The following is a 21476-nucleotide window of genomic DNA, read 5'->3' as shown; positions in this document are numbered from 1 at the left end:
GAGGACAGTGACACAGGCAGACGGAAGCTCAGCTGCATGGCTATTGCCTACCCAAAAAGAAAGAAGCCCCGGTTGCGAGACTTCTTTCGGTCGTTTTTTTAAAACTTCCTTAAAACAGTTTTTTACAGAATTAAAATTTCGCCGGTTAACTTTTAACCCTAAACAAACCTAAAACATGATGTTAAAATGAAAAAAACAAAATTTATCTATTTGTCTTTCGTCTTGTGTGTTAGTGCAAAGTTAAGTTACGAGTTTGTGTTGTGCAAGTTTTTTCGGCACAAAGGTCGATTTTATCGACCAACGGCACCATTTTCCTTCCCACGGCAGGCGATTTCACACTACGCGCCGCGAGCGGCCCACAAGGCTCACTTGCCGTTTCGCTTCTTTCCGGCGGCCCGCTTGGCAGGCGCCTTGGCCTTGGTCTTGGTCTTGGCGTCGAGGTTGAGCAGGTGCTCATACTCGCCCGGCTTCGATATCATGGCCTCGGTTTTGTCGAGCGCCTCGTCGGTGTTGAGCGAGTTCTCTATCACGCCCCGCTGGTAGTAGTAGCGCTTCAGGATTTCGCCCGAGAGCAGCTGCGATATGGACTTGCGGTTGTTGTCGAGGTCGTGGTCGAGATTGTGCTTGAGCAGCTTCTCGAGCTTGGCAAACTCGGCCTTGGTCGAGTCGGTCATGTAGCCCTCGGCCTCGGCCACCTTCTTGAGCTGGCTCAGCCCCTGCTCGCACACCTTGTCGTAGTTGAAACGCTTGGGGTCGATAAACCTCTTGAACTCGTTGAATATCGTGTCGGTGACGGCAAACTCGGCAGCCGGCGCAATGCTGGCGTGCTCGGCAGCATACTTGGTGGCGAAATCAAAGGCCCAATTGTCGCGCACAATGTTGTAGACCAGCCGGTTGAGCTCGGGATAGGTAACCTTGATGTCGGGCGTGATGCCGCCGCCGTCGCGCACCTCGCGGCCGTGGGCCGTGTGATACACGGTGGTGAGGCTGTCGGGTATGCGCTGGGCCTCGCCGTCGGCGTTGCGATGCGAGTAGTCAATCTCCTGGATGAGGCGGCCGCTGGGTATGTAATACTTGGCCACAGTCACCTTGAGCATTCCGTCGAAGGGCAACTGTCGCGTCTGCTGCACAAGTCCCTTGCCAAACGAGCGGGAGCCCACCACCACGGCGCGGTCCAGGTCCTGCAGGGCACCAGCCGTGATCTCGCTGGCGCTGGCCGAGCCGCCGTCGACCATCACCACCAGCGGCATGGTGGGTGCAATGGGATCTTCGGTCGTCTTGTAGGACTTGAAGTTCAGCGTGTTGCGCCCTTTGGTCTGAAGCACCTCGGTGCCTTTTGGCACAAAGAAGCCTATCATTTTCACCGCCTCGTCGACCAGGCCGCCGCCATTGCCGCGCAGGTCGAGCACCAGGCATTTCACAGCCGGGTTATGCTGCAAGGCCTCGACGGCGGCCTTCACCTGCTCGGCCGTGTGCTCGTTGTAGGTGGTGATGTTGATGTAGCCCAGGTTGCCATGCGTCACGCCATAGTAGGGCACGGGGTTCACCTTTATCTTCTCGCGCGTGATGGTGAAGGTCTTCACGCTGTCGCTCACATAGGGGCGCACCACCGTGAGCTTGAGCTGCGTGTTGGCCTGCCCCTTCAGGCGCTTGCTCACCTGCCCGTCTTTCCACTTGGTGGCCGTGTCGCCGTCGATGGCCACGATGCGGTCGCCCGGCTTGAGGCCCGCCTTGGCCGCCGGGCTGCCCTCGTAGGGCTCGCTTATGCACACGCCCGTGCTGTCGTGGCGCGTCATGATATAGGACCCTATGCCGCCATACTCGCCCGTCGATATCACCATAAAGTCGTCCTGGTCTTCGGCCGGGATATACTCGGTGTAGGGGTCGATGTTGTCGAGCATGCTGTTGATGGCCGTCGTTATGGTCTGCTTGGCATCGAGTGTGTCGACATAGAAGGTGTTCAGCTCCTTGTAGATAGAGTTGAATATATCCAGGTTGCGTATCACTGCAGCGTCATCGCTCTGCTTCTTCGACTGGCCCGTGATGGCCGCCGGAGCTGCCAGCCCTATGGCCAGGGCTGCAAGAGCCAGGTTTCTTAGCGTTTTTCCCATCTGTTTCTATTTTGACTGCTAAAGTACTACTTATAACTGGAATTGCGGCTGTGGCAGCCCCCCAATTTTCACCTCAGGGGCTAAATTTTAAACATTTTTGCAAAAAGTATTGCACCATTCAATTTTTTGGGCTACATTTGCACCGCAATTCACGCAAGGGTTGCTTTTTCCCTGCGTGGCAAGCAACTGCTTCAATAGCTCAGTTGGTTAGAGCACCTGACTGTTAATCAGGGGGTCGTTGGTTCAAGTCCATCTTGAAGCGCTCAAGTCCAGGGATATGGACTCTAAACCTGATATCCCACATTTTGCTTCAATAGCTCAGTTGGTTAGAGCACCTGACTGTTAATCAGGGGGTCGTTGGTTCAAGTCCATCTTGAAGCGCTCTAAGAATCAGAGAGTTACACTTTTGTAACTCTCTTTTTTTATTGTCCGTCTGAACACATTTTTGTTATTTATTAACCTTGGTCCAAGTGTTCTATCATCAAATATCTTTTCAAAGAAAACAGTTGCCACAACATATAATAGACATCCATTGACTGTCTTTTTTTAAATACGGTTGACACCTCAAAATGAAAAGATGGAAAAGAAAAATGAGAGGCTCCAATCCCTGTTGGATCGCAGTAGAAATGGTAAGAATGCCACTTCTGATGACTATAAGGCTCTTCAAGATGAGGTGGCACGTCTAAAAGGAGAGCTGAAGCGCGAGAAGCTGCGTGCCGACTTCTATGAGGAGATGGTGGCATTCGGCAATGATGTGTGTGGTATAGACCTAAAAAAGCTGGGTACCAAGTAGTCAGTAGGCTTCACGAGAGCGACATGAGGGTATATGCCGTCACGTTGCTTTGTGGACTGCATGGTGTGAGTACGCAAGCCTACTACAAACATGAGGATACGCAGATGCGTAAGTTAGCCAAGGAAGAGTTTGACGGCGGCATCCCTTATGCCAAGAAGAGACACTCCTTGGGTTGTGGCATGACAAATATTAGAGAGGAAATCTTGATTATATTTCTTTCCAGAGTGTGCGCATATCATTTGCATACAACTAATACCCAGTGGTTCCCTACGACCCTGGCGACTTGGCTGCGCTTGCTCGTCAATCACACACCCGCTAATGCTCTGTGCGGTCGATGTTATCGCCACGAGGCATATCATTGAAAGCAATACAACCCTTTTCATCTATTTCAATGTTTTTATTACAACCTTAATTCCGCAATTGTCCATAGATAGCCACGAACTCAGCTTTGCCGCTATCGTACAAATGCCTAAATTCCTCTATCTCCTTTTCTCTTCCAATTATAGCCATAAATGTGGTTTTATTTTTCGGTAAATACACTAAAGATATTGTTCACCGAAAAATAAAATGATGTTTTTTATATTTGTGTACATACAGAATGTTATGTTCTCTTTCCGATAGGCCATTTCTATCCAAGCAACAGACTCAGCAGTTCTTCCTTTGTCCGTCCGAACCAACGAGCTCACTCATACATTCACAGAAAATAATGTATGTTCAATACAAGATTATGCGCATAAAACATCTGGCTCTTTTATTTTTAACGAACATATTCATACATTGACCGTATATTTTAGACACTATTTTACGCATGTAACTTCTTGTCTATTAGGATATTTTAGAATTCCTATGTGGTCTGTTAAGACCTCTGCGTGGTCTGTAAGTGGTCTGAAGGAAATTCATCGATTTGAGAGAGCTTTGAGACACGCAGCAAAGCAAAACTTCTTTTTTTTTAATCGTTACATCGGTCGTCTTGCCATCTCTTTGATTATCAATACACATAACAGGTGCGTATTTATTTAAACGTCAGGCGACGACCGAGTTACGCCCCCAAGAAGACCGTTTTCGACTATTCTAAGACCATTTACGACCGAATTTCGACTAAATTACTATCGTTTTCGACTAAATTAGTCGAAATTCGACTAAAAGCCATTACGCTGCTATATTTGCAATCTAAGTTTGTCTTCCCCTAACTTGGTTATAGCCCACCGTCTCCCTACTTTAGTCATAGTTATCAACCCTTCCTTATTTAAAGACACGAGCAGATTACTTATAAATCGGAGTTTCTTATCCTTGCTGTTACTTATAGGAAGAGCTGTTTCCAAGGTCTCGAAAGCATCCTGCCTCTTAAAACCTTCTTTACCAGCATTATGAGCAAGCTGTAACACGAGCTTGATTATGGCCTCTTTTGCAAGTCCATGCTCCTTTGTATAGTGCCCAAGTTGGTTAGTCAACTTTGCTACAGAAAGGGAAATGGTTAGGTTAGGGTACTTACCCTCAACCAATTCCCTATCCTGAAGATATTTTGTAGCCTCCTTCGTAAGAGGACGGTGCTTCTGTACAGCATCAAGCCAAATGCATTCTTTCAAAGTCAGCGATGTGTCATGTTTTAGCAATTCTGTGTACTTCTCGTCTATCATCTTGCCATAGATAGTTACGCCTACGGTGCGGTGCTCGTTGTCGATATCGTAGTCGGGCATGGGAAAGAAGCGATTGCGCTGCTCCGTGTATATCTTACGAATGCCACGACCTACGGTGTCTATCATATTGAAGTTGACCATACCACGGCAGAGGCACTCGTTGCGGTAATGGAGTTGCGGCCCACGATGCTCAAGCGCATTCTCCACTGTTCCAGGGATGAATGAGCCGCCATTGCCATAATAGAGTTGGTCAGGGCTCTCCACAAAGACTATGCGTTGTTGGAGGGTATAGTCCTGATGGGCAATGGCATTATGCATCACCTCGCGGATAGTATACTCGTCATACTGCTTCATGGTATCGGGAAAGAGCGTACCGCCGGGCAGCTCTCGCATGGTCATATTTCGTATCTTAGCCAGTACCTTATCGACAGTCAATATAAAAGGTATCGTGAAGTGTTCATAGTCTATAACATTTCTGTCCTTGTCCTCCAAAGTCCATGTTATCTGAGCCACCGCAGGATAGATCTTTTGTATTGACATAGGTTTGCCAAGAAGCAGGATGGCAGCACGGGTGAGTTGCCCGTCACGCATCATCATGCTATGACTAAGAAAATCTTCGTCACTCCAAGCATCCACCTCGCTTGCTGAGATGTTAGACGAATGGACTTTTTTGAACTCTATCCTTGCTTTTGCCAAAGCCAACTCATCAAGGTCCTCCACAGTTGCGTTGGGAACCAGTCCTGCTGACCAATCGGGTAAAGGTGGCTGTTGGCGTATGGCGTCCTGTTTGGCTTGGTTGAGCGGTTTCAGGCTCTCTCCATCACGACCATATGCAATACCTTTCCAGTGCATGACGATATTACGTGGCGAGGCAGGAACTTGGAACAACAAAATACGCTTACCCTCTACTTCTATAGGAACGATGTCACGGAAGATAAGATTATCTGTAGTATGCTGTGACATATCCTGTTTCAACTTATTCACGGCCACCTCTCCCTCTTTGAACGAAGTTCCTACGATCTTATGCTGTTTATCCCATACGCCAAAGACAATCCAGCCACATTCACGTTCACGCAGATTGGCCTCGTTGCTGAGAGCGGAGAAGTATTTGCCGAGCTCGTCAATATCAAAGGAATGCTCTGCTTTCTTGAACTCTACGATCTCGTTCTCCGCATGATTCCATAGATGGATGAAAATGTCCAAGTATTTGTTGTTCATATTTGTCATAAGACGGAATTGTCGTCTCAAATTTACCCATTTATTTTCATTCACCCAAACAATCGGCAGATTTATGCTCAGAAGTCGTCATCCTCCAATCGCTGCAATTCTTTTTTCTTCAATGCAATCAATGCCTCCTTGAGATCTTCCTCAGAGAACGACTCGAATTTCTGCAGAAGTTTGCCTTTGGTTGACAGAGGAACGTTTGTCCCAACGGACGCTGAGGACTATCTGATGCCAGCAACGTTTCCTCATCCTTACGGAGCAGCAAGGCATTATAGCACATGCGCTTCTCCAAAGAATATGGCGATATGTATCTTTGCGTAATCTGCCCCTGGTTGCCAAGGCTATGTCCCATGGCATCACTGATATAGGAGCGTGGGACCTCCTGCTCGTTGAGGTTGCTCGCAAAGGAATGGCGGGCATACGTGCTCGTCAGATGTGTGGTCCATCCAAGGCTTTGACAAACCTTTTCAAGACGGTCACGAATATTTCGATTCTCCTGATGCACCCGTTTCTTCATCTCGGAAGAGTCATCGTCTTTAATGGCATCAAGAATATAAGGAAAGACCCGTTTACCCAGCTTTGGTTTGGCAGCATACTTGTCCAAGAGCATTGGCATTAAGCTGAATCACAAAGTCGACATAGTGTTGAAACACATTGCGCAGACGAGTTTGCTTCTCATAGTTGGTTTCAATACCATTTTTTCTCTCTCCATTTCCTGTCGCCACAGCAATCACAGCTATCTCCTGCTCCGTAAACGACTCGCCGAGATTATAGTAGTATCGCTCGCCATTGACAGTGAAACGCATGCAGAGAGGATACTCGGAGTTGACCGAACGTGTCGGGTTGCGCTTGTCTAAGGCGAGTGCGAGATAGCAATCTCCAACATGGTTGTTGAACAATACCGATTGTTTTGTATTTGCGGTTGCTGTCTTCATTTTGTACTGTCGTTGGTTTAGGTTGCAAAGTCAGCATAAACACCCTGATTATCCGTAGAATTATAGTTAAAATGTTAAAATAGGCGATTTGTGAGAAAAACATTTACAATAAGTACCCTAAAAAAGCCTTATATCCGTGTACATGTGGTGTACATAGAGTTTCTTATTTATTGAGTTTTATACCCTATCATAGAATATCATATTTTCAGAAACTATCTGATTATCAATCGAATAATATCCTGTGATATTTGTTAAATATCGCCTTTTAGCACTGTTAATCAGGGGGTCGTTGGTTCAAGTCCATCTTGAAGCGCTTTAAGAATCAGAGAGTTACACCTTTGTAACTCTCTTTTTTATTGTCCGTCTGAACACATTTTTGTTATTTATTAACCTTGGCCCAAGTGTTCTATCATCAAATATCTTTTCAAAGAAAACAGTTGCCACAACATATAATCGATTGCCGAGCGATGCCCCTTGCTGGTCCTCCACGACATCCTTGTCAGCGAGGAAGAGTATGGGCGTGGCCTCATCCTCAACGATAAGAATCAGGGCTTACTTACAGTAGACATGGTCGATGTATATGTCGAAAATATATTCGGGATAGACCTTGCGGACAGCCTGCAAGAGCTGGAAATGGAAAGCGTTGTCGTCATGGATGGTATCGTCGGGCACTACGTCGAAGGTGATGGTGTGTTTCTCCTCAAGATGGAAGTAGCCATGCACCTGCTCAATATGTGGATAGTTCTTCAGGAAATTCATAACGCTTTTTTGCAGCTCACCATCCTTGCCATGGTCACTTACGGCATAGATGCCCACTGTGACAATGATATGATACTTGTCGTAGAGCAGTTTGGTGATGGACCGTGTAAGGCCATGGATGCGCCTGGCCGTCATCGACTCCGGCACGCTGACGTGGAGCGAACCGATGATGGCGTTGGGACCATAGTAATTGAGGATGACATCATAGACACCGAGCACTCCGGCAAACTGATTCACGTCCTGCATGATGTTGTGCATCATGTCCCTTGATATGCTCTTTCCGAGGAGCTGTCCCACCGGCGCTCCAATCATTTCAATACCCGCCTTAATGATGACGAGCGAGATAATGGATCCGAGAATGCCGTCGAGGTTGATGTTCGTGATAAGCATGATGCCGGCGGAGACGAGGGTCGAGAGGGTCACCACTGCATCAAAAGTGGCATCGGCGCCAATGGCCTCCAAGGCATTGCTCTGCAACTTCACACCCTGTTTCTTGACATACCAGCCCAAGACAATCTTAACGACAATAGCCACAATGATGATGACCAGCGTAATTGCGGTATAAGTCGGTTGGGTGGGATGAAAGATCTTCTTCACGCTCTCCACCAACGAGAGGATACCCGTAGAGAACACGATGACAGAGATGATGATGGCACTGAAATACTCCACGCGGCCATAACCAAAGGGATGATTGCGGTCGGCAGGCTTTTCCGACAATTTGGTGCCCACAATAGTGATGACCGACGAGAGCGCATCGCTCAGGTTGTTGATGGCGTCCATGACGATAGCCACAGACCCTGCCACCCATCCTGCCACCGCTTTGAAGGCGGCAAGGAAGAGGTTGGCGGAGATGCCCACCACACTCGTGCGGATGATCTGTTGATTCCTGTTCACTTCTTCTTTATTTCACCTCTTTTCTTTTGGCAAAGGTACGAAACATATGGGAATTCTGATTAAATTCAACCACAAAGAGCGCCGAGATTCTATTCCCTATGCGCTCTTGTTATCAAAACGACATTAAACGGTGCCGCCGGTGAAATCCACTTATCACGTCTCTCACCTCCTGACTTCGTCAATGCGTCACCCATATTTAATCAGCCGTATTCTTTTCTGACAGTATGCTGCAAGGAATAGAGACAGCAACTTACCAGCTGTGCTTATTGTTGCTATTTTCCAATGCAGAAGTGGGAGAAGATTTCGCCCAGGATGTCGTCGGTGGTGATTTCACCGGTGATTTGGCCCAGGTAGTACATGCACTCGCGTATGTCCTGGCTCACGAGGTCGCCGCTCAGGCCGTCGCTCAGGCCCTGGATGCTGCGCTCGATGGCGGCGCGGGCGCGGGTGAGGGCTTCGTAGTGGCGTGCATTGGTCACGATCAGGGCATTGTCGTCGATTTGGGGCAGGCCGGCAGCTGCGACGATGTGCTGTTGCAACCCGTCGATTCCATCGCCGTTTTTTGCCGAAATGAGCGACGTATTGGGCAAAGTGCGCTGCAGTCGCTGCAGCTGTGCGGGGTCGGCACAATCGATTTTATTCAGCACCGTTATCACGTGTTTTCCCTCGAAGCGGGGGGCAAGCTGGCGGTAAAAATCGTCGATACTTTCGACAGGGGCAGTAGTGTCGACCACCCAAAGCACAAGTTGGGCCTCGTCGAGTTTCTTGTAGCTGCGCTCGATGCCCATCGACTCGATTTCGTCTTTGGCCTCACGCAGGCCTGCCGTGTCGATGAAGCGAAACAGCGTGCCCCCGAGGGTGATGGTGTCTTCGATCACGTCGCGCGTGGTGCCCTGGATGTCGCTCACCAGTGCGCGGTCGTCGTGCAACAAGGCGTTGAGCAAGGTCGACTTGCCGGCGTTGGTAGCGCCAATAATGGCCACAGGCAGGCCGTTTTTGATGGCATTTCCCGAGCTGTAGCTTTGGGCCAGTCCCGAAATGACGCTGTCGATGTGGCGTGCCAGGTCGACGAGGCGGCCGCGGTCGGCAAATTGCACATCTTCCTCGCTGAAGTCGAGCTCAAGCTCGATGAGCGACACAAATTGCAACAACTGCTGCCGCAGCTCGGCCAGCTTGCGGCTGAAGACGCCACGCATCTGGTTGATGGCCACACGGTGCGAGGCCCGGCTCTGCGAGGCGATGAGGTCGGCCACGGCCTCGGCCTGCGAGAGGTCCATCTTGCCGGCGGCAAAGGCGCGCTGGGTGAACTCGCCCCCAGTGGCGGCACGGCAGCCGGCATCGATGAGGGTGACCACCACTTGCTGCTGAATCCACATCGACCCGTGGCACGAGATCTCGATCACATCTTCGCCCGTAAACGAGTGCGGGGCACGAAAAATGGTGAGCACCACCTGGTCGAGCAGCTGGCCTTGCGAGTCGACAATGCGGCCCAGGTGGGCGGTGTGGCTGGCCATGGTGCCGAGCGGGGCTCCCTGCCAGCGCCGAGCCACCGTGTCGACAGCCTGCGGGCCGCTCACACGCACAACGGCGATGCCGCCCATGCCGTGGGGCGTCGACACCGCCACAATAGTATCATCGTTGATATACATCGATCAATTATCTTTATTACAATAGGTTAAACTTACACAAAACGAAGAAACCAGCCCACGAAACAATCGATTATTTCCACTGGTAGTAGTCGCTCTTCGACTTGATGCTTGCGCTCACGCCAGGAAAGAGGGAGAGTCCGGTCACACGCTCCACATAGCTCACGCTCACCACGTGATCCTTGATGCCGCCGGTCGTGCGCACGTTGTTGAACAAGAAGGCGATGGCGCGGCCCTGGGCAGGGGCATACACGGCTTTGAAAAACGCCTTGGGCACGGCAATGTTGCGACGCGGCCCTATCATGTCCATGCCATTGCCCAGTACCGGGCCAGTGGCGATGATGAGGCGCTTATCGCGTTTGGTCCACTTGTGCACAGTCTGCTCGAGCGTGCGCCAGCAGCCGCCGTTGAGGCCGTGCTCCTGCGGGCACATGTTGGTCATGTAGAAGCATTGCGTCATCGACACTGGGCTCCACCGCATGTCCATAGCAGGGGCCATGTGTCCACGGTCGTAGCCCGAGCCGCGGTAGTCGCTCCAGTCGGGGCTTGAGCTGCAATTGGGGTCGGGGTTGAACTTGTAGTTCTTGCGCCGCTCGGCCCCCGGTGCGTCGCTCATGGCGGCCAGCGTGGCCGTGTAGTCGTAGATCACGCAGTTGGGCACATGGTAGCGTGGATTGAAGTACACAATCATTGCGTCGTAGTCGAGACGCACATTGGGCACGCCGGCCGGCACGCCCACCTTGAGCAGGGGCGAACCGATGCCCTGGCCCGTGACCACCGACGAGCGAGCTGCCTGCACCCGCTCGGTGCGTTGCGTCTTGCCGCGCGGGGTGTAGTGGCGGCACAGTGCCATGCAAGGCACCACCAATAGTGCAACAATGGCGAGCAATGAAGATTTCCTGAGTTTCATATCCAAATTTGTTAGTTATATCTCTGTTTTTTTTTTACAATCAAGTTTAAAAATCGAGCCACTCGCCGCGCGGTCAACGCAGCCACTGGTCGAGGCTGGCCCGGCTCTCCACCTCGCGCTCCACGTCGTGGGGCAGAGCGCTGAAGAAGTCGTAGCCCGTGACGCTCTCCACGCGGTCTACACTCACGGCATAGTGGCTGAGCGGCCGCGAGGCCCGGGCATTGGGATAGATAAACCCGATGGCCCTCATGGGCCGTGCATAGGGGGCCAGCACCACCTTGAAGAAGTGCTTGGGCACAGCCACGTGCCTGGGCCCTATGGTAGCCATGCCAGGCGTGAGCACGGGGCCGGCCACCACGATGAGCGCGCTGTCGCGCACTGCCCACGAGCGCACCTTGTCCTCGAGCTTGCTCCAGCCGCCCTGGTTGAGCGCCTTGGCCTGCGGGCACACATTGGTCATCACAAACGATGCCGCCATGGCCCTCCTACTCCAGCGCATGTCGCCTGCCGGCACGATGTGACCCCGCTCATAGCCGCTCAGGGTGTAGTCCCAGGGGCGGGCGCAGCCAGCCACGGCCGAGTCGGTGACAAAGCTGCCCGTGCGGGGCAGCGAGCCTTGCGCCTCGTGGCGTGTGAGCTCGTAGACCGCGCAGTTGGGCACATGCCACTTCTTGTTGAAATATATCGTGAAGCCATCGTAGCGCAGCACCTGGCTGGGGGTGTGGTCAGGCAGTTTCACCACCTCGAGGCTGTCGCGCAGCCGGGCGCCCCGCTCAATCTCGAGGCTGCGCCGGGCGCCAGTCACGCCCCAGCGCAACACGGCGCCCAGAATCACCACCAGGAGCAGCACCCACGAGCCCACGAGCAAGAGGCGTCGGGCATACATCCACTTGGCATCTCTTCTTTTTTTGCGACGAGCCATGTCAGAAAAGCACAATTTGGGACGCAAAATTACAAAATAATTATTATCTTTCCTAATTTGACAGTTTGTTGTATTAACGTGTTACTACACAATACTTTACATAGTAAAGTAATGTAGCTAATTTTTCGGTGCTGCAAGGATTAACCTTTGTTAACCTTTCGGTAGAACGCGTTCATCGCTGCTTTTGTGATTATCTGTTTGTTAACTTCCACACCGGCAAGCTCTTGCAGTTGGTCGGTGAGGCTGGTGCGCTGGAACATGGGCACGTATCCCAGTCCCTGGATTTGTCCGAAGCGCAGGTTCTGGAGAGTGTCGATCAGCTGGTCGACGGTCAGGGGGTGCTCCTTGTAGGCCTCGGGGAACGAGTCGGCCAGCTGCTTTTGCAGGAGCTTGAGCAGCAGCAGTGCGAGGAAGCAGACGAGGAAGTGGGAGCGGATGCGGTCCTGCCTGGAGAGGTAGACGGGTCTGGCCTCGAGGTGGGTCTTGGTGGTGCGGAACAGGTGCTCTATCTCGTGATGGAAGGAGCGTGCCTTGAGCACGAACGCGGCCTCGTCGTCGAGCGAGGTGGCGTAGGCGTAGAAGCCGTCGAGCTTCTCCTCCTGCCCTAGGATGTCGTCATTGATGACCATCTCGGTCTTGACGGCCGTCTGTCCGTCGTCGGTCTTGTGTATGGTCTCTATGTAGTTGAGCGGTGACTGCTGCGAGCGGCGCGGGTTGGCCTGCCCCCTGGCCACTATCTTCCTGGCCGCCGCGAGGCGCTCGGCGCGCTTGTGCCTGAGGAAGAGGGCGAAGTCGTGGCTGTAGGTGATGATGACCCTCTCGGCCCTGGAGGAGCTTTGCCATTGCCTGATGCGTCGCCCCCGGGCGTCGACGGGCGTTGCGCCGGGGTTCTCCCTGCGGGCCTCGAGCCACTGCGGGTTGAGGCATTTCACGGTTTTGTCGACAAGTATCTCCTTGTAGAATGTGGTCTGGCGCAGCAGGGAGCTGTCAGCCTGGCCGCCCTCGCGCAGCACGTCCAGGTTGTAGAGGCCGCCGTCGGAGTACTTCTCGTGCAGCAGCCTGGCCTTTTCCCCGTCGGCGCAGTAGCCCAGCCTCCAGCCCCTGGGGTCGACGGCGGCCCGGCGGTCGGCGGCGGGCAGCGAGGGGATCGACTGGACGCAGATGTAGTCGCGGCCCTGGTCCATGTTGTAGCGCCGGTTGCCCTCCGAGGCCAGGCCGGCGTCGGTGGAGACGACGAACTCGGTCAGGCCGAACTTGCGCCTCAGCACATCCTCGAGCGGCTGGAGCGTGGCCTGCTCCGACTCGTTGCCCGGGAAGACCACAAAGGCCAGCGGGATGCCGTCCATGTCCATGAACATGCCCATCTGCACGATGGGGCTGGGCCGGTTCTCTTTCGACTTGCCGCGCTTGCGCAGCCCGGCCACGAGCTCGCCGGTCTCTATGTTCACCGTGTCCCTGTCGTTGTCCTCGATCTCGAAGTAGTAGTTGGTGCAGTCGTAGTAGATCACCCTGTCCCTGCGTTCCATGAACCTGGCCGAGCAGGCGTAGACGCCGGCCTGGATGTCGTCGATGTGGCCCGAGAGCAGGCTCAGGGCCCGGTACATGTCGGCCTCGCCGAACTTCGGGGGCCGCACCAGCCCCTGCGCCTTTCGCAGCGTCCTCTGCTTGGAGCAGGGGAAGAGCAGACGGCCCGTGACCAGCGTCCTCAATATCCCGTCGAGGTCGAACTTCGCCTTGCTCGCCTTCTTGATCTCGGCGCACATGCGGGGCAGGCCGAGCCTGTTGTAGAGCGGCAGCAGCATCAGGTCGCCGCCCGCCCGCAGAGGCAGGTCGCCCATCCCCACGGTCTGGCCCGGGTAGAAGTCAACCGAAATGCGCTCCCTGCCGGCCTTCTCCTCCTCGGTCATGCGGGCCGCCAGGTCCCTGACCCACTGGCGCGGGTCCTGGCAGCCGTACTTGCGCCTGATGTCCTCAAGCAGCCCCAGCCGCCTGACAGTCTTTGTGGTAGACTTGCCGTCGATGCGCACCGACTTCTGGATGTAAGCCCACGTGCCCTTCTTTGTAGTGCCGAATGTCGCCTTCATATCGATAATCCTTTAATGTAATAACTACTATTAGCTACAAATATACAAATAAAAAATGAACTGTGCAACAATTCATTAGAAAAAATTTTACACTCTAACTGTCAAAGTCCCGGCGTCGGGCATACATCCACTTGGCATCTCTTCTTTTTTTGCGACGAGCCATGTCAGAAAAGCACAATTTGGGACGCAAAATTACAAAATAATTATTATCTTTGCTAAACAGAAAGCAATATTAAAAAACCAGCTGGCTACCCTTTACAATCGTTTAGCCTGGCTCAAACACAAAACGTCATAACACAATGAACTTAGTAGATCGTTTTCTAAAGTATGTGAAGTTTGACACTCAGAGTGACGAACTCACAAACCTCACCCCGTCGACCCCCGGTCAGATGGTGTTTGCCGAGCAGTTGCGCAAAGAGCTCAAAGACATGGGCTTGAGCGACATCTCGCTCGACGACAATGGCTACTTGATGGCCACATTGCCCAGCAACTGCGACAAGGAGGTGCCCACCGTTGGGTTTATCGCTCACCTCGACACCGCCCCCGACATGAGCGGCCACAACGTGAAGCCTCGCGTGGTGAGCAACTACGACGGCGGCAAGATCGTGCTCAACGAGAAGGAAAACATCGTGCTCGACCCCGCCCAGTTTCCCGAGCTGAAAGACTTTGTGGGGCAAGACTTGATCGTGACCGACGGCACCACACTGCTCGGAGCCGACGACAAGGCAGGTGTTGCCGAGATCATCAGTGCTGTAGAATATTTCCAGGAGCACCCCGAGCTCAAGCACGGCGACATACGCATAGCCTTCAACCCCGACGAGGAGATAGGCAAGGGAGCGCATCTCTTCGACGTGAAGAAGTTTGGCGCCAAGTGGGCCTACACTATGGACGGCGGCTATCCTGGCGAGCTGGAATATGAAAACTTCAATGCCGCCAGCGCCAAGGTCACCTTCACGGGTCTGAATGTGCATCCCGGGGCAGCCAAGCACAAGATGCTCAACTCGATACGCGTGGCCACCCAGTTTGCAGTGATGATACCGCGCTGGGAGACCCCCGAGCACACCGAGGGCTACGAGGGCTTCTATCACCTCATCTCCTTTGAGGGCACAGTCGAGAAGACGGTGCTCACCTATATCGTGCGCGACCACGACCGCGCCCGCTTCGAGAGCCGCAAGCGCGAGCTCGAGCACCTGTGCCACAAGATCAACTGCGAGTTTCCCGGCTGCGCAAGCATCGAGATCAAAGACCAGTACTACAACATGCGCGAGAAGATAGAGCCCGTGATGCACATTGTGGAAGTGGCCGAGAAGGCGATGAAGAACACCGGCGTGACGCCCATCATCCAGCCCATACGCGGCGGGACCGACGGCGCTCAGCTCTCGTTCAAGGGTCTGCCCTGCCCCAACATCTATGCCGGCGGCATGAACATGCACGGCCGCTTCGAGTATGTGTCGACCGCAGCCATGGAGAAGGCCATGCTCACCATCGTCGAGATATGCAAGATTGTGGCCGACGAGGCCAAGTAGCACAAGGCACTGGCACTTTTTTGCCGGCGCCATAGCGGCAAAACGGCAGGCGCCCCCACTGGGCACACACGCATTGTGTGGCTCGCGGGGAGCGCCTGTTGCTTTTTCTGCGTTTTATATTATATTGAGCGGCACGCAGTTAGCCCGCACCTCAAGGGCGGCGCAGCTGCATGGTGATGTCGAGAAAGGCGCGCTTGCCGTCGATATAGTCGGCATACACCTCATCGGCATCGCGCCCGTGCAGCATCTTGCACTTGCCGCACAGGTCGCAGTCGCCCAGGCAGGCAAAGGCCTCGTCGATATAGGCCTGCCGCTCGGCGCGGGTAGAGTTGTCGATGTCGGGGGCTTGAGGCATGATGGCAGGTCACCCTTTTTGAAGGCCGGCGTGACGGCGACTGTAGTCACGGTTGATGTCGGCAATCTCGCGCTTGCCGTCGATATAGTCCTGATAGATCCCGTCGATGCTGCCGCCGCCCAGCCAGCAGCTTGAGCAATTCTCGCAACCGCCGCCGCACTGGCTCAGCGAGCGGTTCAATATCCTGATGCGCTCCTCGCGAGTAGTGTCTTTAATCAATATGCTTCCCATAACGGTGGCAAAGTTAGGCAACAACTGCGAGAAAAGCAACGCCAGTTGGCCGTGTCAATAATATTTTGTAAGTTTGCACGAGAAATTTATTAACCTCCATAATATGAACTTTTCCAGAATTGTCCTGCTCTCGGCAGCCTGCCTCTCGATGATGGCGAGCGCCGCGTGCACCAGCGGCAAGACGGGCGCACCGGCCGCCAAGCCTGTTCCAGCAACCGCGCAAGAGACAAACCAAGTTGTTGTGGGCGCCGCCCGCACCAGCGAGTATGTACCCCTGCTCAAGGGCAAGCGCATCGCCCTGTTGAGCAACCAGACGGGCATTGTGGGCGACAAGCATGTGCTCGACATCATGCTTGAGCACGGGCTTCAGGTGGTGACCATCTTCTCGCCCGAGCACGGATTTCGCGGCAAGGCCGACGCTGGCGAGAAAGTGGCCAGCGGCGTCGACGAGAAGACGGGCATCCCCATCGCCTCGCTCTACGACGGCAAGTCGCCCATGCCCAGCCGCTCGACGATGGACAAGTGCGACGTCGTGGTCATCGACCTCCAGGACGTGGGCTTGCGCTTCTACACCTACTATGTGACCATGATACACCTCATGGATGCAGCAGCCCAGTATGGCAAGCAAGTGGTGGTGCTCGACCGTCCCAACCCCAACGGCATGACCGTAGACGGCCCCATCCTCGACATGAAGCTCAAGAGCGGCGTGGGCTACCTGCCCATACCCACGGTCTACGGCATGACCATGGGCGAGCTGGCCCGCATGGCCAACGGCGAGGGCTGGCTGCAAGACGGCAAGAGGGTCGACCTCACGGTCATTCCCTGCCTCAACTACACCCACCGCACACGCTACAAGCTGCCCGTGGCCCCAAGCCCCAACCTGCCCAACATGCTGAGTGTGTACCTGTATCCCAGCCTGTGCTACTTCGAGGGCACGACAGTGAGCCTGGGCCGCGGCACCGACTTCCCCTTCCAGTGCTACGGGCACCCCGACATGAAGGGCTACAAGTTCACGTTCACCCCCAGCAGCCGCTTTGGTGCCAAGACACCGCCGCAACTGGGCAAGTTGTGCCATGGCGTGGACCTGCGCGGGCTCGATCCCGAGCAAGTGATAGCCGCGGGCATCAACCTCGACTATGTGATCGACGCCTACAACAACCTGCACCGCCAGGGCAAGCCATTCCTGCTCAAGGAGGGTGAGCGCAACTTCTTCAACCTGCTCATGGGCAACACCCAGGTCTACGACATGATTGTGGCCGGCAAGAGCGCCAAGTACATCAAAGCCACCTGGCAAAAAGACATCGAGAAATTCAAGGCTCAACGCAAGCCCTATCTCTTATATAAAGAATAATCTACATCTATACAGCAACAACATGAACGATCTACAGAAAGCAACCATTGTCCTGGCCACCCTGGTAGGATATTTCATCATTCTCTTCATCATCTCGTGGCTGGCCTCGCGCAAGAGCGACACCAACACCGCCCTCACCGGCGGGCACCAAGCACCCTGGTTTATCGTGGCCATCGCCATGATAGGGGCGCCCATATCGGGCGTCACCTTCATCTCGGTGCCCGGCATGGTCATCGCCTCGCAATACAGCTACATGCAGATGGTGCTGGGCTTTGCGGTGGGCTACTTCGTGATAGCCTATGTGCTCATGCCCTTGTTTTTCAAGCGCCATCTCAAGTCGATCTACGGCTACCTCGAGGAGCGCTTCGGGGCCCGCACCCACAAGACCGGTGCCTGGTTTTTCTTTGTGAGTAAGATGCTGGGGGCGGCAGTGCGCTTCCTGGTGGTGTGCGTGAGCCTGCAGCTGCTCGTCTTCGACCCGCTGCACATTCCATTCATTGTCAACATCGTCATCACCATTGCCCTCATCTTCCTCTACACCCTGCAGGGCGGCGTGAAGACCGTGATATGGACCGACACGCTCAAGAGCCTGTGCCTGATACTCTCGGTGGTGCTGTGCATCGTGTTTGTGGCCAAGGGCCTGGGCGGCGAGGGCAACATCGCCAGCAAGGTCATCGACAGCGGCACCACACGCATCTTCTACCTCGACAACCCCAGCGAGGGCACCTACTTCTGGAAGCAATTCCTGGCAGGCATCTTCATGGTCATTGCCATGACCGGCCTCGACCAGGACCTGATGCAGCGCACCCTGGCCAGCAAAAACGTGAAAGAGTCGAAAAAGGGACTGGTAGTGAGCGGTATCGTGCAAGTCTTCGTGGTGGGTCTCTTCCTCATATTGGGTTCGATACTTGTGCTCTACACCCGCAGCCACGGCATCGCTACGCCCGAGAAGGCCGACACTCTGTTCAGCCTCGTGGCCTGGGACAAGGGCATGCCTGTGATTGTGGGCATTCTCTTTGTGCTGGGCTTTGTCTCGGCAGGCTACTCGGCAGCCGGCTCGGCCCTGACGGCGCTCACCAACTCGTTTGTGGTCGACATCCTGGGCAGCGACAAGAAGCAGGACGACAAGCAGCTGGGCAAGACCCGCAAGATGGTGCACATCGCCATGGCCGCCATCATGGGTCTCATCATCCTGGCCTTCTACTATGCCAACAACGACAGTGCCATCAAGCTCGTCTACGCCCTGGCCAGCTACACCTACGGTCCCATACTGGGGCTCTTTGCCTACGGCATGTTCAGCAAGTCGACCGTGCGCGACAAGTGGGTGCCCGTGGTGTGCATCGCCGCGCCCGTGCTCAGCTGGGTGCTGCAATATGTGGCCAAGCAGTACTGGGCCTATGAGATAGGCTTCGAGCTGCTGCTCTACAACGCCGCCTTCACCATACTGGGCTTGATAGCGCTGCGGGCTGGCAAGGTACAACGTTAAACCGACGGGGCAAGGCAGCATGGCACGCAACCAAGTGGCAAAATATGTGTGGCTCATCGACACGGTAGAGCGCCGCAAGCGCATCACCTTCGACGAGCTGAGCCAGCAGTGGCGACTCTCGTCGTTGAGCGACGGCAAGCCCCTGTCGCGGCGCACGTTTTTCAACTACCGCGACGCTATCTACGACATGTTTGGTATCACCCTGGCCTGCGACCGGGCCACCTACGAGTACTACATCGCCCACGACGAGACCGAGGCCCAGTCGCGGCTCAGCCGCTGGCTGCTCGACTCGATGTCGATCAACGGCATGCTCAGCGACTCGCAAGACGTGAGCAGCCGCATCATCCTCGAGAACGTGCCCTCGGCCCGCCAGCATCTGCCCGTCGTGGTGCAGGCCATGAAACAGGGCCTGCGCATCAAGTACGACTACCACAGCTACAAGCGTGTAAATGCCACCCACGTCACGCTCGCCCCCTACTTTGTAAAGATCTTCAAGCAACTGTGGTATGTGATAGGCTACGACCTCAACGACAAGCGCGTGAAAACCTACGCCCTCGACCGCATGAGCGACCTGCACATCACGGGCGAGAAGTTCACGATGCCCCGGGACTTCGACCCCATGAGCTTCTTCAAGGACTGCTTTGGCATCACCACCAGCCAGGACGAGCCCAAAGACATCGTGCTGCGGGCCTCCAGCACCCAGGCCAAGTACTTGCGGGCCCTGCCCCTGCACCCCTCGCAGCGCGAAGAGGTGCACGACAGCTACTCGATATTCCACTACCGCATGAAGCTCACCTACGATCTCAAGGAGGAAATCATGAGCCACGGCAGCGACATCGAGGTCATTGCCCCGCCCGAGCTCAAGGCGCAAATCGTGACCGAGCTCAAAAACGCCCTCAGCAACTACTGACCCCACCACACAAGAGCAGCAGGGGCAGCCAGCGAGTGCACTCGGTGGCTGCCCCTGCCCTATGGCGCGCGGCAATGTGCCGCTGCTCTACACGGTGAGGATTTCTTTCTCCTTGGCAGCAAAGACCACGTCGATGTCCTTCAGGTACTTGTCGTGCAGCTTCTGCACCCGAGCCTCGGCATCCTTCTCGTTGTCCTCGCTCAAGCCCGTCTTGAGTGCCTTTTTCAAGCCCTCGATGGCCTCGCGGCGGGCATTGCGCACGCTCACCTTGGCCTTCTCGGCCTCGGCCTTGGAGTCCTTCACGAGCTGCTTGCGGCGCTCCTCGGTGAGGGGCGGGATGTTGAGGCGTATGACCTCGCCATTGTTTTCGGGGGTGATGCCCACGTTAGAGTCCATGATAGCCTTCTCGATGGCCCTGATGTTGTTGCGGTCCCAAGGGGTGATGGTGATGCTGCGTGCGTCGGGGGTGGCAATGTTGGCCACGCCCGAGATGGGCATCTTCTGGCCATAGGCATTCACCTTCACATCGTCGAGAATCCTCACATTGGCCTTTCCTGCGCGTATGTGAGCCAGGGCGTCTTCAAGATAAGCCACAGCCTCTTTCATTTTCTTCTCAGCAGGATTGAGATAAGTATTTACGTCACTCATGTCAGTCAGTTGTTTATTTGTTATATGATCATTGAATAGTTGTCTTCTCGGTCTTGGGTTTTCAAAAATAGTCATTTCCAAGCACGATTGCAAGAAAACCGTGAAAAAAACCGAAATTGCAGTGGTCCACATGCAGAGTAAAAAAAACTTGCATCGCCGGGAAGCGACAGACCCTGGGGCGGGGGTGGGCTACTGGCGCGACTGGGAGAGCAGGCGCGTGAGCTCGACAAACTGGTCCACGCCCAGCTGCTCGGGCCGCTGGTCGAAGATGGAGGCCGCAAGCTCGGGGCTGCCGCTGGGGAAGAGGCTCTTGAGCGAGTTGCGCAGCGTCTTGCGGCGCATGCCGAAGCTGGTCTTCACCACCGTCTTAAACAGGCGCTCGTCGCAGTCGAGGTGCTTCACCTTGTTGCGCACGAGCTTGATGACGCCCGACTTCACCTTGGGCGGCGGGTTGAACACATTCTCGTCGACCGTGAAGAGATACTCAATATCGTACCACGCCTGGAGCAGCACCGAGAGTATGCCATAGGTCTTGCTGCCGGGGCCGGCGGCGATGCGCTGGGCCACCTCGCGCTGCAGCATGCCGCTGCAGCATGCCACGCGGTCCTTGTAGTCGAGCACCTTGAAGAAAATTTGCGACGAAATGTTGTAGGGGTAGTTGCCTATCACCACCCACTGGCCCGGTCCCATGACCTGGTCGAGGTCGAGACGCAGGAAGTCGGCCGCAATGATGCGTCCCTCGAGCCGGGGGAAGGCCGCCTGCAGGTAGTTCACGCTCTCGCCGTCGAGCTCCACCACCTTCAGGTCGTGGCCCTGAGCGAGAAGAAACTGGGTGAGCACGCCCATGCCGGGTCCCACCTCGAGCACAGGCAGGCCCTTGTAGTCGATCACGGTGCCGGCGATGCGCTCGGCTATCGAGAGGTCGGTGAGGAAGTGCTGCCCCAGGGCTTTTTTGGCTCTTACTTGCTGCATGACAAAAATGATTGCATTATAAATCAACCCGCCGTTGTGCTACATGCGCCGATAAAAATGAGTGCAAGATAATGCACAAACG

General features: G+C 54.6%; 19 protein-coding genes and 2 tRNA genes. 7 read left to right on the top strand and 14 right to left on the bottom strand.

Translation table 11 applies throughout. The annotated features are described in order from the left end of the window. Positions 1-365: 365 nt before the first annotated feature. Positions 366-2111 carry a S41 family peptidase gene (locus GF423_RS07425; protein WP_154327746.1) on the bottom strand — a complete coding sequence of 582 codons (1746 nt, stop codon included), beginning with the start codon at positions 2109-2111 and terminating at the stop codon, positions 366-368. 188 nt (positions 2112-2299) lie between these two features. On the opposite strand from GF423_RS07425, the gene GF423_RS07420 reads away from it, so the two are divergent. The 3 genes from GF423_RS07420 (at position 2300) to GF423_RS07410 (ending at position 2904) form a co-directional block, all read left to right on the top strand. Further along, positions 2300-2373: transfer RNA gene (locus GF423_RS07420), tRNA-Asn, on the top strand. A 45-nt stretch (positions 2374-2418) separates the two neighbouring features. Continuing rightward, positions 2419-2492: transfer RNA gene (locus GF423_RS07415), tRNA-Asn, on the top strand. A gap of 196 nt (positions 2493-2688) precedes the next feature. After that, a complete protein-coding gene (locus GF423_RS07410; protein WP_154327745.1) occupies positions 2689-2904 on the top strand; it encodes a hypothetical protein in 216 nt (71 codons plus the stop codon). A 113-nt stretch (positions 2905-3017) separates the two neighbouring features. Here the strand turns inward: GF423_RS07410 and GF423_RS14265 are convergent, their stop codons facing one another. The 9 genes from GF423_RS14265 to GF423_RS07365 all read right to left on the bottom strand — a co-directional run bounded on the left by GF423_RS14265 (position 3018) and on the right by GF423_RS07365 (position 13915). After that, a complete protein-coding gene (locus GF423_RS14265; protein ID WP_154329010.1) occupies positions 3018-3263 on the bottom strand; it encodes a cysteine peptidase family C39 domain-containing protein in 246 nt (81 codons plus the stop codon). A gap of 798 nt (positions 3264-4061) precedes the next feature. Then, a complete protein-coding gene (locus GF423_RS07400; RefSeq protein WP_154327744.1) occupies positions 4062-5759 on the bottom strand; it encodes an RNA-binding domain-containing protein in 1698 nt (565 codons plus the stop codon). A 127-nt stretch (positions 5760-5886) separates the two neighbouring features. Beyond that, entirely contained in the window at positions 5887-6369 is a 483-nt protein-coding gene (locus tag GF423_RS07395) for a tyrosine-type recombinase/integrase (RefSeq protein ID WP_206113160.1), read from the bottom strand. Continuing rightward, positions 6335-6700 (bottom strand): hypothetical protein, encoded by a 366-nt coding sequence (locus GF423_RS07390; RefSeq protein WP_154327742.1) that lies wholly within the window; start codon positions 6698-6700, stop codon positions 6335-6337. The genes GF423_RS07395 and GF423_RS07390 overlap by 35 nt, the downstream gene beginning before the upstream one ends. A 552-nt stretch (positions 6701-7252) precedes the next feature. Then, entirely contained in the window at positions 7253-8353 is a 1101-nt protein-coding gene (locus GF423_RS07385) for a cation diffusion facilitator family transporter (protein WP_154327741.1), read from the bottom strand. 272 nt (positions 8354-8625) lie between these two features. Further along, entirely contained in the window at positions 8626-10002 is a 1377-nt protein-coding gene (gene mnmE, locus GF423_RS07380; RefSeq protein ID WP_154327740.1) for a tRNA uridine-5-carboxymethylaminomethyl(34) synthesis GTPase MnmE, read from the bottom strand. A gap of 70 nt (positions 10003-10072) precedes the next feature. Further along, a complete protein-coding gene (locus tag GF423_RS07375) occupies positions 10073-10909 on the bottom strand; it encodes a DNA/RNA non-specific endonuclease (RefSeq protein WP_154327739.1) in 837 nt (278 codons plus the stop codon). Positions 10910-10982: 73 nt separating this feature from the next. Next, on the bottom strand, positions 10983-11831 hold the full coding sequence (locus tag GF423_RS07370) for a DNA/RNA non-specific endonuclease (protein WP_154327738.1): 849 nt from the start codon (positions 11829-11831) through the stop codon (positions 10983-10985). Positions 11832-11971: 140 nt separating this feature from the next. Beyond that, the gene (locus tag GF423_RS07365; protein WP_154326416.1) at positions 11972-13915 is read right to left on the bottom strand and encodes an IS1634 family transposase; all 1944 of its coding nucleotides are present in this window, start codon (positions 13913-13915) and stop codon (positions 11972-11974) included. A gap of 299 nt (positions 13916-14214) precedes the next feature. Here GF423_RS07365 and pepT point away from each other — a divergent pair, with 299 nt between their 5' ends. Then, positions 14215-15441: a peptidase T gene (gene pepT, locus GF423_RS07360; protein WP_154327737.1), complete on the top strand. Its 1227-nt coding sequence runs from the start codon at positions 14215-14217 to the stop codon at positions 15439-15441. 151 nt (positions 15442-15592) lie between these two features. Here the strand turns inward: pepT and GF423_RS07355 are convergent, their stop codons facing one another. Continuing rightward, the gene (locus GF423_RS07355) at positions 15593-15796 is read right to left on the bottom strand and encodes a hypothetical protein (protein WP_154327736.1); all 204 of its coding nucleotides are present in this window, start codon (positions 15794-15796) and stop codon (positions 15593-15595) included. A gap of 9 nt (positions 15797-15805) precedes the next feature. Continuing rightward, a complete protein-coding gene (locus GF423_RS07350) occupies positions 15806-16027 on the bottom strand; it encodes a hypothetical protein (protein WP_154327735.1) in 222 nt (73 codons plus the stop codon). A gap of 151 nt (positions 16028-16178) precedes the next feature. On the opposite strand from GF423_RS07350, the gene GF423_RS07345 reads away from it, so the two are divergent. Genes GF423_RS07345 through GF423_RS07335 form a run of 3 tightly spaced genes read left to right on the top strand, consistent with a single transcriptional unit; the run spans position 16179 to position 19774 of the window. Next, complete coding sequence (locus GF423_RS07345; protein ID WP_154329009.1) at positions 16179-17378, top strand: exo-beta-N-acetylmuramidase NamZ family protein; 1200 nt, start codon at positions 16179-16181, stop codon at positions 17376-17378. Positions 17379-17400: 22 nt separating this feature from the next. Further along, entirely contained in the window at positions 17401-18864 is a 1464-nt protein-coding gene (locus GF423_RS07340; RefSeq protein WP_154327734.1) for a sodium:solute symporter, read from the top strand. Between the two features lie 19 nt (positions 18865-18883). Continuing rightward, positions 18884-19774 carry a helix-turn-helix transcriptional regulator gene (locus GF423_RS07335; protein ID WP_154327733.1) on the top strand — a complete coding sequence of 297 codons (891 nt, stop codon included), beginning with the start codon at positions 18884-18886 and terminating at the stop codon, positions 19772-19774. An 87-nt stretch (positions 19775-19861) separates the two neighbouring features. Here GF423_RS07335 and frr read toward each other — a convergent pair whose 3' ends face one another. Together frr and rsmA are read right to left on the bottom strand one after the other, a co-directional pair. Then, positions 19862-20422: a ribosome recycling factor gene (frr, locus tag GF423_RS07330; RefSeq protein ID WP_154327732.1), complete on the bottom strand. Its 561-nt coding sequence runs from the start codon at positions 20420-20422 to the stop codon at positions 19862-19864. Between the two features lie 189 nt (positions 20423-20611). Beyond that, complete coding sequence (rsmA, locus tag GF423_RS07325) at positions 20612-21394, bottom strand: 16S rRNA (adenine(1518)-N(6)/adenine(1519)-N(6))-dimethyltransferase RsmA (protein WP_154327731.1); 783 nt, start codon at positions 21392-21394, stop codon at positions 20612-20614. Between the last annotated feature and the right edge of the window lie 82 nt (positions 21395-21476).

The sequence above is a fragment of the Sodaliphilus pleomorphus genome (genome assembly GCF_009676955.1).
Classification (GTDB): Bacteria; Bacteroidota; Bacteroidia; order Bacteroidales; family Muribaculaceae; genus Sodaliphilus; species Sodaliphilus pleomorphus.
The sequence above is the reverse complement of the archived record's forward strand: the minus strand, read 5'-3'. Positions and strand labels throughout refer to the sequence as shown.

Excerpts from the sequence above, each read along its gene's own strand:
- GF423_RS07425 (WP_154327746.1), bottom strand. The coding sequence starts at position 2,111 with ATGGGAAAAACGCTAAGAAACCTGGCTCTTGCAGCCCTGGCCATAGGG.
- GF423_RS07410 (WP_154327745.1), top strand. The coding sequence starts at position 2,689 with ATGGAAAAGAAAAATGAGAGGCTCCAATCCCTGTTGGATCGCAGTAGA.
- GF423_RS14265 (WP_154329010.1), bottom strand. The coding sequence starts at position 3,263 with ATGATATGCCTCGTGGCGATAACATCGACCGCACAGAGCATTAGCGGG.
- GF423_RS07400 (WP_154327744.1), bottom strand. The coding sequence starts at position 5,759 with ATGAACAACAAATACTTGGACATTTTCATCCATCTATGGAATCATGCG.
- GF423_RS07390 (WP_154327742.1), bottom strand. The coding sequence starts at position 6,700 with ATGAAGACAGCAACCGCAAATACAAAACAATCGGTATTGTTCAACAAC.
- mnmE (WP_154327740.1), bottom strand. The coding sequence starts at position 10,002 with ATGTATATCAACGATGATACTATTGTGGCGGTGTCGACGCCCCACGGC.
- GF423_RS07375 (WP_154327739.1), bottom strand. The coding sequence starts at position 10,909 with ATGAAACTCAGGAAATCTTCATTGCTCGCCATTGTTGCACTATTGGTG.
- GF423_RS07370 (WP_154327738.1), bottom strand. The coding sequence starts at position 11,831 with ATGGCTCGTCGCAAAAAAAGAAGAGATGCCAAGTGGATGTATGCCCGA.
- GF423_RS07365 (WP_154326416.1), bottom strand. The coding sequence starts at position 13,915 with ATGAAGGCGACATTCGGCACTACAAAGAAGGGCACGTGGGCTTACATC.
- pepT (WP_154327737.1), top strand. The coding sequence starts at position 14,215 with ATGAACTTAGTAGATCGTTTTCTAAAGTATGTGAAGTTTGACACTCAG.
- GF423_RS07355 (WP_154327736.1), bottom strand. The coding sequence starts at position 15,796 with ATGCCTCAAGCCCCCGACATCGACAACTCTACCCGCGCCGAGCGGCAG.
- GF423_RS07350 (WP_154327735.1), bottom strand. The coding sequence starts at position 16,027 with ATGGGAAGCATATTGATTAAAGACACTACTCGCGAGGAGCGCATCAGG.
- GF423_RS07345 (WP_154329009.1), top strand. The coding sequence starts at position 16,179 with ATGGCGAGCGCCGCGTGCACCAGCGGCAAGACGGGCGCACCGGCCGCC.
- GF423_RS07340 (WP_154327734.1), top strand. The coding sequence starts at position 17,401 with ATGAACGATCTACAGAAAGCAACCATTGTCCTGGCCACCCTGGTAGGA.
- GF423_RS07335 (WP_154327733.1), top strand. The coding sequence starts at position 18,884 with ATGGCACGCAACCAAGTGGCAAAATATGTGTGGCTCATCGACACGGTA.
- frr (WP_154327732.1), bottom strand. The coding sequence starts at position 20,422 with ATGAGTGACGTAAATACTTATCTCAATCCTGCTGAGAAGAAAATGAAA.
- rsmA (WP_154327731.1), bottom strand. The coding sequence starts at position 21,394 with ATGCAGCAAGTAAGAGCCAAAAAAGCCCTGGGGCAGCACTTCCTCACC.